General features: G+C 60.7%; 9 protein-coding genes. 2 read left to right on the plus strand and 7 right to left on the minus strand.

Annotated features, from left to right (window positions below; all coding sequences use genetic code 11):
- Positions 1-490: 490 nt before the first annotated feature.
- Positions 491-1,219, minus strand: coding sequence for an ABC transporter permease (locus A4R35_RS01435; protein ID WP_112433922.1), 729 nt, complete (start codon positions 1,217-1,219; stop codon positions 491-493).
- A gap of 59 nt (positions 1,220-1,278) precedes the next feature.
- Positions 1,279-1,980 carry an ABC transporter ATP-binding protein gene (locus tag A4R35_RS01440; protein WP_112425855.1) on the minus strand — a complete coding sequence of 234 codons (702 nt, stop codon included), beginning with the start codon at positions 1,978-1,980 and terminating at the stop codon, positions 1,279-1,281.
- Positions 1,981-2,177: 197 nt separating this feature from the next.
- Between A4R35_RS01440 and A4R35_RS01445 the strand changes: the two genes are divergently transcribed.
- Complete coding sequence (locus A4R35_RS01445; protein WP_223258138.1) at positions 2,178-3,275, plus strand: MarR family winged helix-turn-helix transcriptional regulator; 1,098 nt, start codon at positions 2,178-2,180, stop codon at positions 3,273-3,275.
- Positions 3,276-3,403: 128 nt separating this feature from the next.
- Here the strand turns inward: A4R35_RS01445 and A4R35_RS01450 are convergent, their stop codons facing one another.
- The 4 genes from A4R35_RS01450 to A4R35_RS01465 form a co-directional block, all read right to left on the minus strand.
- Positions 3,404-4,618, minus strand: coding sequence for an NAD(P)/FAD-dependent oxidoreductase (locus A4R35_RS01450; RefSeq protein WP_112425859.1), 1,215 nt, complete (start codon positions 4,616-4,618; stop codon positions 3,404-3,406).
- A gap of 53 nt (positions 4,619-4,671) precedes the next feature.
- Complete coding sequence (locus tag A4R35_RS01455; protein ID WP_112425861.1) at positions 4,672-4,947, minus strand: hypothetical protein; 276 nt, start codon at positions 4,945-4,947, stop codon at positions 4,672-4,674.
- 289 nt (positions 4,948-5,236) lie between these two features.
- The gene (locus tag A4R35_RS01460) at positions 5,237-8,248 is read right to left on the minus strand and encodes a helix-turn-helix transcriptional regulator (protein ID WP_112425863.1); all 3,012 of its coding nucleotides are present in this window, start codon (positions 8,246-8,248) and stop codon (positions 5,237-5,239) included.
- A 489-nt stretch (positions 8,249-8,737) separates the two neighbouring features.
- Entirely contained in the window at positions 8,738-9,790 is a 1,053-nt protein-coding gene (locus A4R35_RS01465; protein ID WP_112425865.1) for an NAD(P)-dependent alcohol dehydrogenase, read from the minus strand.
- A 521-nt stretch (positions 9,791-10,311) separates the two neighbouring features.
- Between A4R35_RS01465 and A4R35_RS01470 the strand changes: the two genes are divergently transcribed.
- Positions 10,312-11,100 (plus strand): phosphate signaling complex PhoU family protein, encoded by a 789-nt coding sequence (locus tag A4R35_RS01470; RefSeq protein WP_112425867.1) that lies wholly within the window; start codon positions 10,312-10,314, stop codon positions 11,098-11,100.
- 192 nt (positions 11,101-11,292) lie between these two features.
- Here A4R35_RS01470 and A4R35_RS01475 read toward each other — a convergent pair whose 3' ends face one another.
- A complete protein-coding gene (locus A4R35_RS01475; protein WP_112425869.1) occupies positions 11,293-12,456 on the minus strand; it encodes a baeRF3 domain-containing protein in 1,164 nt (387 codons plus the stop codon).
- Between the last annotated feature and the right edge of the window lie 300 nt (positions 12,457-12,756).

Here is a 12,756-nt window from a genome sequence, read left to right on the forward strand (position 1 = left end):
TAACGCGCTTTGGGAGACAAGCAATGCCAGGCTGACCTACCTGGAGTTCACCCCCCCGCGCCAGGCAGTACCTGGCAGATCCGGGCAGATCCGGGAACTGGCCAGCGAACAGATCAGCACAGCCGCTCAGCAGACACCATGCAGGTTGTAGCAAAAGAGGAGCTAGAGAGAGGAGAGCCAGGAGAAGATGAAGGGCGGACAAGCAGATAGGTGCTCGCTATCGAGATCGAGAGCATAACCGGCGAGCGCCGCCGCACCATCGAGGACCTTCTTGCGTCCACAGCCGACTGCCTCAGCAGCGGCCTGGCTTGCCTATATCACCCAGCACAGCGGTGAACCTCCGCCCCGGAAACACCTTCGCGAGGAACACAAAGGGCCTTCTTGAGGAAGAAGGCCTTTGTCCTTCAAGCGGAGCTACTTCTACAGACGTCCTCATCAGGCAACGAGCACAGTCGTTATTCTGAAGCGTAGAACACACCAGCCGGGCAGCCTATGGCACGCGCTTGTTGTAGACCCTCAGCGCAAAGAAGTAGGCCACCAACAGAAGAGCGACACACCAGACCAGCGCAAGCCAGATCTCACGAGGGACAGGTGTCCCAGCCAGCAAGGCGCGGATCGTATTGACGATCGCCGTCCCTGGCTGATTCTCAGCGAAAGCGCGCACGACCGGTGGCATCGAGCGGGTGGGCACAAGCGCCGAACTGATAAACGGCAGGCAGATCAGCGGATAAGCAAAGGCGGCGGCCCCATCGATCGAGCGAGCCGTCAATCCCGGAATCACCGCCAGCCAGGTTAACGCCAGCGTCACCAGGGCCAGGATGGCGACGACAGCCAGCCTGGACAGCAGGCCTACCGACGAGCGGAAGCCCATCAGGAGCGCAACGAGAATGATCACCAGCAGTGACATCGCATTGAAGACCAGCGAGGCCAGCACATGACCCCACAACAGCGTGGAGGAGGCAATCGGCATGGAGCGAAAGCGCTCCATGATCCCCCGCTGCACATCGGTGAACAAACGCAAAGAGGTATAGGAGGTCCCGCTCGCAATCGCTACCAGGAAGATCCGTGGCAATACGTAGTTGACATAATTGGCCGTCCCGCTTTGAATCGTGCCCCCAAACACGTAGACGAATAGTAACAAGGGTCCGATGGGCGTAACCGTTGCCGTGATGATCGTGTCCATACTGCGGAAGATATACCACAGGGAACGACCGAGCATCACGCTTAAATCACTAAAAAGTAGCACTGCGAGACATTCTGCTTGTATACCATTTCCATCTAATAGGCCTCCTTTTTGCCAATGATGGTGAGAAAGATCTCTTCCAGCGTTGGTTGTTTCTCCACATACTCCACCTTTGCCGGGGGAAAGAGCTGCTTCAGCTCCATGAGCGTCCCGCAGGCGATGATCTTGCCCTGGTGGAGAATGGCGATCTGGTCGGCCAGCTGTTCCGCCTCATCCAGGTACTGCGTCGTCAAGAAGATGGTTCTTCCGCCATCAGCCAGCTCTTTGACCACTTTCCATACTTCCAGGCGCCCCTCGGGATCAAGCCCGGTGGTTGGCTCGTCAAGGAACATGATCGGAGGGGTGCCCACCAGGCTTATGGCCAGGTCCAGTCGGAGGCGCATTCCTCCTGCACAGGTCGCCACCTGGCAGTTAGCCGCTTCGCTGAGGTCGAAGCGTGCCAGCAACTCGTCGGCCACCTGGCGCGGCTGCTGGAGATGCCGAAGCCGGGCGATCATGATCAGGTTTTCTCGCCCGGTCAACAGCTCATCGACAGCGGCAAACTGCCCGGTCAGACTGATGGATTGCCGCACCTGGGCTGGTTGGGAAACCACATCAAAGCCGCAGACAATGGTTGTGCCCCTGTCGGGTCTCAGGAGCGTGCTGAGGATCGTGATGAGCGTCGTCTTGCCCGCCCCATTGGAGTCAAGCAGAGCGAAAATGCGCCCCGGCTCGACGGCTGACTCTACGCCTCGCAAGACTGCGAGCTGCCGCCGTAAGTTGACCCACTATGGCGTTTGCACCGTCCGCATGACAGGGAAGACCGGCCTATGGTATGCTTGACCACTGACCAAATCAGTGGTCATTCGCATCATTTTCAAGAATGAGTCACTCAGTCTCAAATAATTTAAGTGACTTAGTCATCTCAATAGCAGGTACCACGGAGGAACCGACCGTGTCAAGTGGCTCTCAGGGAAAGCGTGCGGAGATGTTCGCGGCCCTCAAGCGCGAATTGAGGAAGAGCAGCAGTTTGGGCGCCTCTTTCTTCCGGGTGGCTGCCACACAGACGGGTATGGCGGCTGACACAGACATCCAGGTCCTGGACCTGCTCGACCTGACCGGCGAGGCTTCTGCCGGTCAGCTGGCCGAGCTGATGGGCATGACCAGTGGGGCCATCGCTAAGGTTCTCAACCGTCTGGAGGCGTCCGGGCTGGTGCAACGGGAACGTGACAAGAGCGATGGGCGCAGAGTCATTGTCCGGCTTGCCCAAGGTCAGGAGGCACTGGACAAGGTTCGCGCGATCCTGGCCTCACTTGAGGAGATGTGGGATGAGGCCGTCTCGAGTTATGACGAGGAAGAGCTTGCCCTCCTCTTAGCGTTTCTCCAGCGCAGCAACACCCTGGCTCGTCAGAAACTGGCCGAGTTGCAAGCAGTGGCACCAGACAAGGGCAACATCTTCTCTGCTCCCCTGGCTGATCTCTCACGTGGCCGACTGGTTGTTGTCTCCGCCGGTCTCCGGCTGGTCTTACGGACAGAGGAAGGCTTGACCGACCTCTATCAGGCCCGTTTTGAGGGAGCGGTGCCCAACGTGACGGTTCAAGACGGCGTGGTCACGATCCGCTATCCGCGACGCTTTCTGATGCTGACTGGGGAGCAGCGCCAGGCGGTGATCACGCTGAACCGCACCATTCCCTGGCATATCACGGTCCAAAGCGGGGGTTCAGACATCATTGCCGAACTGGGTGACCTTGAACTGGCCTCCTGTGAGATCGGGGGAGTCGGCAGCAGAATCCACGTGGAGCTTCCTGTGCCCTCGGGGATGATTCCCGTCCGGCTGGGTGGAGGAGGGGCAGAGATTGTGGTGCGGCGGCCTGCTGGCGTTGCCGTCCAGGCGCATCTCAAAGGTTGGGGATCTGCCTGCGCCTTTGACGGCCAGACCCATTTCGGCAATAACCTGTGGCTGCAAAGCGCCGGCTTTGAGCCGACAGCTCCCTGCTATTACAGCATCGAAGTGGTCAGCTCTGGAAGCCAGGTCACGATCACCTCTCATTGAGGCTTTTTTCCTGCTCGTTCTGCTCATCTAAGAGCACCCACCAGAGCGGTCGGGTGCTCTCTTTGCTCTTCTTTCTTCTCTGAGCAATTCATGTCGCCGGCGGATCTCCATCGGGAAGGGGCTCACCCCTAGAAGGTCTCGGATCGGGCCGCCGCTCCCATAATCTGCCCCAGGTTTTCCGGCGCGAAGAACTCCGGGACGGGCACGGTTCCTGCGAGGGTACCGAGGAAGCGGTTGGTTTGCTCCTGATTGTGACGCAGGGCGGCAAAGAGCTGCTGCATCGCTGGTGATGGTGGCTCAAGCTGGGCGAGCTGACAGGTGAACTCGTAGAGCGGCATAGCGGCCTCATTGCGGCGCTGCTCATAGCTGGCTAGCGCTTCCTCCAGCGGCTGCGAGCCGGTGAGGCCAGCATCCACCGCCTCAGCCACCAACTCTGCATCGCGGAAGGCATCGCTGATGCCTTGTGCCGTGATCGGGTCCTTGTGATAGCCAGCGTCCCCGACCAGTGCCCAGCCGGGGCCATAGGGTCTGCGGAAGAAGTTGTACAGCTCGGCGGTGCCACTGAAGCGCTCCTCCCGCCTCCCCTGGCGTACGCGCTCCGCCAACGCAGGGGCAAGATCAAGCGTTTTGAGGAAGTTCCCTTCGACATCGGCGCGGTAGGTATGAAACTCCTCGTGTGGCCAGCCAACGACAATACAGGTGAGTCCTTGATGGGTAGGCAGGACCCCGAAGCCGCGACGCTCGCGGGGGTAGAACTCAGTGCCGGAAAGCTCGACGCCGCTCCAGTAACTGTAGTAGGCACATTGGAAAGCTGGCCTGGCGTTGTAGACAGGCGCCTGGACCTGCCGGGCTACGAGCGAGTGAACCCCGTCGGCCCCAATCACGATCCGGGCCTGCTCCCGAATGGGCGTACCGGCAGCGGATCGAGCGGCAATGCCGCTGACACGCTCGCCATCCCACAGGAGGTCTTGAAGCGAGCAATGTTCACGCAGCTCGGCACCTGCCTCGACAGCCGCATCAACCAGCAGCTTGTCGAGCACCGTCCGTCGGGGACAGTAGCCCTCCGCGATGGCCCCAGCCGACGGCAGGGTACCCCGAAGGGCGAAAGGTCCCAGGTCCACGGTCATTGAAGTAATCGGGGGGCAGCCGGTGGCAGCCAGGCGCTCCCGTAGCCCCCAGCGGGCAAGGCAGGCCACTCCGGGCTGGTGAATCCAGTGAGTGGAAAGATGGTCACTGGGAAAGCTGGCTTTGTCCACGAGCAAGACTCGATAGCCCTTGCGAGCCAGAAGCATCGCCGTCGGCGACCCGGCACAGCGTGCGCCGATCACAATCACATCGTACATCGTTGGCTCCTTTCATCATCGTTCACGTGTGATCACCTTTCAGGCTGCAGCCATCACACAGCGGAAACAGTTGCGCGGGCGGTAACCGTCCGCAGGCGTCCGAAATGGGGCCAGAGCACTGACGATTGCTTACCGGGCCACAAGGAGCAGCCTACCTCGAAGCTTTCCAGCAGGGCCAGCCTTGCCTGCTCCAGCAGTGTCTCGACACGCCCAGGTGCAGAGAGGACGAAAGGGTCGGGCATTCCAGGAGGCGACAGCGGCAGGAACGTGCCCAGGGTGGCCACAATGGTGACAGACTCGCAGTCCTCCTGGCGTTCCCAGATTGCCATTATCATCTCCCTGGTCTGGCCAGCCGCCGGGCATTCAGCGAGGAAGCTGCGTATTGGAAGGCATTGAAGCCAGCCTCCACATCGAAGGTATGATCAGACCAGGACAGTTCCTCTCGTGGTATCCCTTTGACTCTGCTGATGAGCGGGCCACCCACTCCCCTCTATGCTGCACCACAACAAAAGGAGTATAGTCGGAAGGCCCGGCGCTGCTAACGGGGAAAGTACCTGGATGATCAAATGAGGAGTACCTGGATTCGGTAAGAGGTGTTCGCTTAAGGTACGTAGCAGTTTAGCGGTTCGTCAGCCTCCGCTCGACGGCCCATACTGCAATTTGGACTCGTGAGGTAAAGCCTAACTTCCTCAAAATAGCGTTTACGTGTCCTTCGGCGGTGCGCTCGCTGATCACCAGCAGATCAGCAATTTCTCGGTTCGTGGCGCCCTGGGCAATGAGGGCTGCAACTTCCCGTTCACGTTCAGTCAGGCCGCCAAAGCTGGCGGCTGCAACCCGTCTGAGCGCACTCGGCCTGGCTCGTGGCAGGGAGGCCAGTGCCCTTTGCGAAAACTGCTCACGCAGCTCAGCATCATCAATTGTCTGTGCCAGCAACTCCACCCCTTCCCGCGCGGCCATCAGCGCCTCACTCGCCTCCTGCTCGCGCTTGAGCAAGCGATAGACTCGCCCAAGCGCGCCGTGAATGCGCCAGAGCAGCGGGGTCTCGTAGCGTAAGAGCGCACCACGTTTTGCCTCCTCCAGGGCCTCGACTGCCTCTTCCAGGCGTCTCAAGGCGGCCAGCGCCTCCCCCTTGAGCTTCCAGAGCCGAGGAATCGGCTGGGCAGTCAGATTCCCCGGGGCGGAGGCGATCAGGTGCTCTGCGATCTGCAGGGCGCCCTGGGCTTCACCCTGTGCCAGGACCAGCTCTCCCCAGGCCCAACGAACGCGCCGCTGTGACAGAGTGCATGGCTCCTGCTCTCGTGCCAGTGCAAGTTGGAGCGCCGCCTCGGCTTGCTTCAGCTGCCCAAGCTGCAGGAAGGCCAGGGCCTGGGAGGAGAGGATCGCGTCCATCCACCACGCCGAGCCGAGGGTCTTGGCCAGTCTCAACCCGGACTCCAGATAGTGCAGGGCCAGCGCAGGGTCGAGCAGGAGCAGGGAGATCTGTCCAAAGTGGCTATAGGCCGCGACGATCCACTGCTGGTGTTCGATCTCCTGAGCTATATGGAATCCTTTGCGCACATGTGCAAGCGCTTTCCCTAATTGCCCGAAGCTGGCAAGCAGTATCCCGGCGGTGAGTTCTGCGTAGGCTTCCCCTGCCGGCCAGTCGATCTGGCGCGCCAGCTCCGCCGCCTCTGCCGTATCGCGTTCGCACTCCTCGGGTGAACGCACGAGTACGAACGCCGTTTCAGCCGTGGCAGGAGCAATGCCGAGACTGGCGTTTGACAGGATTGAGCTGAGGCCCTTCTTGTCGCCAAGGAGCCGGAAGAGGGCAATCGCTTGTTCCTGTTGCTGCCTCCCCTCCACAAAATTGCCTGTCCAGACCAGCGCCATCCCCAGCAGGTCGAGGGTCTGGGCCATGCCCGCTCGATCCTGCTGCCTACGGAATACCTCCAAAGCCTGTTGATGGGCCGCCAGCCCCTCGACAGTCTGACCGGTGTTAACCAACCAGTTGCCCAGGCGATTGAGGCTGTGTGCGTACAAGGTCGGCTGAGAGAGCGCCGCAGCTCGCTGCACTGCCTCTCGAAAGAACGAGCCTGCCCGTTCGTAATCACGCCCCGCCCACAGAAAGCCCAGGTCTATGACCGCCTGCCATTCCACCTCTCCTTGACCAGCGTCATGCGCGGTCGTGAGGGCACGCTCGTAGTCAGCCCTGGCATGCTCGAATTCACCAAGGGTCTCGTAAGCCTGCCCGCGTAAGCGATAGAGAGGAGCAGAGGACGTGGCTTCCATGTAATGGGTCGCTTTCAAGGCCCGGGTGAATTGTTCAATGGCGACGCGCGGCGCGTACAGGATCAGCGCTCTTTCCCCGGCTAACTTCGCATACGCGAAGGCTTTCTCCCAGACTCTGGCTTCATAAAAGTGATACGCGACCTCGGTGAGGTGGGCCTCCAGCGTCTCTGCAAAGAGGTGCTCCTCTGTTTCCGCAAGCGTACGATGCAAGGCCTCGCGTTCACGGAGCAACAACTGTCTATAAATGGCCTGACGCGTGAGCGCGTGACGGAAAGCAAACTGCTCCTCAGATTCCTCTACAACCAACTGAGCTGCGATCAGCTCTTTCATCAGCGAAAGCAGCTCCGACTCAGCAAGGCGGGTAATCTGTTGAAGGACGGCGAAATCGAAGCGTCTCCCAGCCACGGCTGCCAGAGTCACCACATGCCGTGCAGCGTCGCTGAGTTGCCCAAGCCGAAGCGCGACTGTTTCCTGGACACTACGAGGGACAGGCAGTTTCTGGAGAGGCTGATTCTCCCACCGTGGGGAATCACTGGCATCGACCAGGATGAGCGATTTCAGAATCTCTTCAATGAAGAAAGGATTGCCCTCGGTCAGTCCATAGATCGCTTCGATGGCTGAAGCAGGCATCACCTGTTGCTGGTCAAAGATGGCTCGCAGCATTGCCTCAACCTCGACTTTCGAAAGAGGTGGCAAGAGGCATTCCTGCGCCAGGCGCTCGCGGTCCAGCTGCGCCAGCCAGCGGTTCAAGCCTGGATGCATCTCGTCATTCCTGTACGTCACCACAAGTAGCAGTGGATGCGCCACTGAGCTTCGCGCCAGATAGTGCAGGAATTCCAGGCTGGTTTCATCGCTCCAGTGTACATCCTCGATGGTGAGCAGCACTGGTCGGGTGGAGGCCTCGCCCATGAAGAATTGGCTGAGCGCTATGAAGAGGCGACGTTTTTCCCGTTCTGGCTCGATGGTCGGTGCAGGCGAAGGGGGGAAGCCCGCTGTGTGCTCCAGGAATCCCGGGAAAAGACGGGCCAGCTCATGGGTCAGTAGGCCCGCATGAGGAGCGGAGAGCGAGAGTCGTTTCTGAATGTGGGAAGAGGAAAGCAGATCGAGCAGTGGGGCATAGGGAGAGGTGCGGTCAGGAGGAAAGCAGGCACCCTGGAGCACAAGAAACCCCTGCTCGTCAGCCTGTCTTTTCCCTTCAGCAAGCAGGCGTGACTTGCCAATGCCTGCCTCGCCACTGAGAAGAAGCGTCTGGCCATGCCTCTGCTTTACCCGCTCGATGAGCGCCCCTAAGAGGGCGCTTTCTCTCTCCCGGCCAATCAGGACGGGAGAGCGGATCGGCTGGTTGGATCTGAGCGGCCTCATGAATAGTCGCCTTTCCCTACATAGATGAAAGCTCAGGCAGCGGGCACGCGCGAAAGACACCGCTGCCCTCTGACAGGTACTTGCATACCGTATCCATCTCCACCCCAGGCAGCGTGTTGCTGGTTGTCTGGGTGATCAGCGCATGCCCTTTCGCTGAAAGGCGCCGACTCGACTTTGCTTCCACCAGCCAGGCTATCTTCGTCTTATCAGCTCACGCCGGCCCGCCCGGTAGACTGCTTTGACACCATATCCAGAGGATACCACACGCTGGCCAGAGATAGCACCAGTTGCAGTGACGAATTCCTCTCCAGGTACGAGTCCAGCCAGGAAGATGTTTCGTCTATCAAGCAGGCGGCATCAGCCAGGCGGCTGCCCTCCCTCGGCAGGCAAGGGGAGACAGCCGGCCACAGACCTGGTCAATGCCTCCTTTCTCACTCATAAGACATGGGCGGGTCTGGGTCCTGCCCCGCCATCGCCGCGGCTGACGGCTCAGGTGAAGACAATGAGCGGTTTGATGATGCCATCTCGCTTCTGGTCCATCATCTCAAAGGCTCGCTCCATCTCTTCGAACGGAAAGGTGTGGGTGGTCAGCAGTGTTGGGTCAACGCGCTTCTGCTGGAGCAGACGGAGCAGACGCTCCAGGCGCAGGCGCCCACCTGGGCAGAGTCCCGTAGTGATCGTCTTTTCTGCCATGCCCACCCCCCAGTCCAGACGTGGGATATGGACAAACTCGCCGTGTCCGTGGTAGCCGATGTTCGAGATGGTGCCACCCGCTTTGGTCACCTTCACGGCGTTCTGGAAGGTGACATCGCTGCCCAGCGCTTCGATGGCCGTATCCACCCCCTGCCCAGCGGTCAGTTCCAGGATACGCCTGACCACATCCTCGCGGGAGAAGTCGACGATGACATCCGCCCCGTAGAGGCGAGCCAGCTCCTGCCGCCGGGGCACCGCCTCCACGGCGATGATCAGGCCCGCTCCCAGCAATCTGGCCCCAGCCGTGGCCATCAGCCCGACGGGTCCCTGCCCAAAGACAGCCACTGTCCCACCGAGCGGGATACGCCCCTGTTCCGCTCCCATGAACCCGGTCGAGAGCATATCTGCGCAGTAGACCGCCATCTCGTCAGAGACATCCGGGGGAATCAGCGCCATGTTGGCATCGGCCTCATTCACGTGAAAGTACTCCGCGAAGACGCCGTCCTTGGTATTGGAGAATTTCCATCCTCCCAATGGTCCACCTGACTGAGAAGGATGGCCAGCCTGGGAGGCGAGATCACCCCAATCTGGGGTAATAGCTCCAACGACCACCCGGTCGCCTGGACGGAACTGGCGCACCTGGCTGCCCACAGTGTGCACGATGCCCACCGCCTCATGGCCGAGCGTCAGATTGGTGCGCGGGCCGATGGCTCCCCGCACAGTATGCGAGTCCGAGGTACAGATGAGCGCCCGCGTCGTGCGCACAACGGCATCGTTCGGGCCTGGCTCAGGCACAGGCTTCTCCATGAAACCCACTTGACCAATGGCCTTCATCACAAAGGCTTTCATGATCGTCACTCCTGTCTTTACTAGACTCGCTCGCTAGCGAGTACACTGGCAGAGCAACACTCATTCGCGTCGTAGAGAGCACTGCGGTTTAGCTCCTGCGCTGGCAGATCGCTGCGCTGCTGCTCTCCTTCGAGGAGGATAGGCTATTCCTGTCACAGGTCCTTCACGGCGGTCCCCTGTCTTATCACGGTTCACTCCCGAGGAAAGGAGCCCGGCTCCGCTCCGCTCAGCGTTCCCCAGATGCGGCGCTGGCCCTGCAGGAAAAGGAAAGACCGTGCCAGGCATGGGCCTGGCTTTTCCTTTGATCTTGATTTCTCTCAGGAGAGCGACCAGTGACCAGAGCGGTGCCGCGAGAACATCCTGTGATGCGCGAGCCTGTTCTTGTGCAGGCCCTGTGAGGCGCCGGGGGTATATATTCCCCATGAGTAAGGAAATTGGGGGAATGATCGTATGCTCCACCGCTGGTAAGCAGGGGCCGGGGCCTCCGAGCCAGTCGGGAAACGGAAAGAAGGAGAGCAGTCATGTGCAAACGAGCGGCTGAAGACTCTCGCTCTCTGCGGGAGCTTCAGGACAAACTGGTACGCCTGGGCATTCTGACCGGCGAGCGACTGACGCGCGCGCTGAAGGCCGTAGAGCTGTTCGATCCAGCGCTGGCACAGACGGTCTTGCCGGCTGACCCGACGATTGCCAGCCTGCAGGCCACGATCGAGGACGAAGTGCGCGTCTTCTTGCTCGAAGCGGAGGAGATGGGAGACAGCGCGCTGCGTTTCCTGGTGTCATTGCCTGTGCTGGGCAGCGAGCTGCGCCTGCTGAGCGAGGAGGCGCAAGAGCTGGCCAGGCTGGTCGTCTGGCTCGGCTCCTCCGCCGCGCAGGCTGGTCAAGCAAATGGGGAGGCGAGACAATGGCCTCCTACCCTGGCCGGGCTGGGGGAGCAACTCATGTCCTTCGGGCGTCAGGTCAGCGCCTCGGCGATGGCGGTGGCTCTGGCGCTGGCAGAACAGGATACCCAGGGAGCGCAGCGCCTGTGGCGTCAACAACGCCGTCTTCAGCATGAGCTGGCCAGGCTGCAACGCAGCTTGCTCCTGACCATGCCAGCCGGCGCGCTCTCTTCCACGGGGACCAATGCCCCGGCACAGCCCTGGATCGCCTATCTGTCCGCCCTGGCCCTGCTCTTGAAACGCATCAGTTCCCAGGTCGCCACGCTCTGCGAACGGCTCATCTTTATGGTTGAAGGAGTCCGCAGCATGCGGATGCTGCAACGTCTGGAGGCTCGCCTGCTGGTCGACCGCTGCCATGAACCAGCTCAGTGAGGGAGCGCAATGGGAGGGGAGGAGTCTCTGAGTCTGCCATTCTGTGCCTGGGCCTTTCCTCTCCTCACGCGCTCTCTCAGCCTCAGCTGATTTCGCCGGGTGGGCGATACCGCCCTCCTCTGCCTTTCACAGGGAAGGCGATGATCCGCTAAACCAGCCAGTCAATCAACCCAGCACCGGCCCTGACCCGGCTCAGTAGCGGAAGATGGCCGCCAGCGGGCCTGGGGTGGGCATATGCTCCGTGGCGACCACGGAAACCAGGCCGTCGTGGAGGATCGTCTGGGCCGCCAGCTGATCGACCAGGTCTTCATCGCCGGGCTGTGCTTCGGCGTGGACGTCGATGGTCTGTGTCACGGAATCCAACCGGCCCCAGATGGTGGCCTCCTCGGCGATGAAGAGGAGCTGGATGCGCCCACTGCAGGCCGCCCGAGCGATCTCGTCCAGGTCAGCAGACGCTTGTCCGGTGCCCTCACGCTCGCGAAAGCGGGCCAGGGTCTCCTGTTGCGCCTGCCGCAAGGAAGAGACGACCAGCGGCCAGGCTCGCTGACGGAGCAGGGTGGCGCTCACCTCATCAAAATTCCCCTCCAGGCCCTCTTTGAGAAGGAACGGATAGGTGTTGACATGGCGATAGAGCGCCTGGAGTGAGGAAACGGCGGCCAGCACCAGTGGAGCTTGCTGGCTGCGCAGGAGGGCATGCACCGCATGGTCGATCTGCCGGATATACCGTAACTCATCCGCCTGCTCCTCCTGTTCTCCTGCACCCTGGCCGTGATACATCACGGCCCCACGCCTTCCGTGGTGAGTCACTGGGCTACCGCTATGGTATTGAAGCGCATGGACTCGTGACCAACGCTCCCGCCAGGAGCCTGGGGGACTGGCGAGGCTCTCGGGCAAAGGTATCTCCTGCTGACCGAAGGGGTGACAGACCAGCAGCCGCACCTGCTTGCGGCTCAGCACGAGGAGATAGAAGTGTTCATTGTGGCTCAATAGTGGTAACAGCGGCTTGATGAAAAAGTGCGCTCCAACCACTACCTGGGGACGAGGGGCATACGAGAGATGATAGATCCGATAGAGGGTCGCTGAACGGAAGACCGCCAGCCCGGGCGAGACTGTGTTCCACAGTGAAGCCTCAGTGGGCAGGGCCTCGATGGGCGCGAGGAGACTCCGCTGCCCGGCCACACTGAGCTGCGTTTGCGCCAGGCGCGCACGCGCCTCGTGGAGCAAGCGTTTCAGCAGCCGTGGGCCAAGGTAATAGCCCTGACCTTTGCTGGGCGTGGGCAGATAGAGCGAGAGGCATGGAGTATCTTCGCTCGATAGCACCGTCTTGATTTCCTGATAGTATCGGTTCTGCTGCATAGGGCATCTCCCTGACAACCGACAGTGGCTTTCTCTTCTTGATAAAAGCCTAGAACGGACCGCTCACGAGCCGCTCTCAGGAGGCTCTGTCGTCTTCACAGCCTAGTTACAGGATGCAGGCGCGACAGCGCTCGCTTCATCGGGGGGCATGGCTGCTCCCTTCTGTCCTCTTGCTCTCAAGAGAGCTGTTTGTGATCGAGGGACGCACTCTTGTAACGCTCTCGTGAGATGGATCAGGTATGCTCGGAAACAAGGAGGAGACAGGCAGACGGTATGGCCACAGCCAGACAAGGCGATGAT

The sequence above is a fragment of the Thermogemmatispora tikiterensis genome (assembly GCF_003268475.1).
In the GTDB taxonomy this organism is placed as follows: domain Bacteria; phylum Chloroflexota; class Ktedonobacteria; order Ktedonobacterales; family Ktedonobacteraceae; genus Thermogemmatispora; species Thermogemmatispora tikiterensis.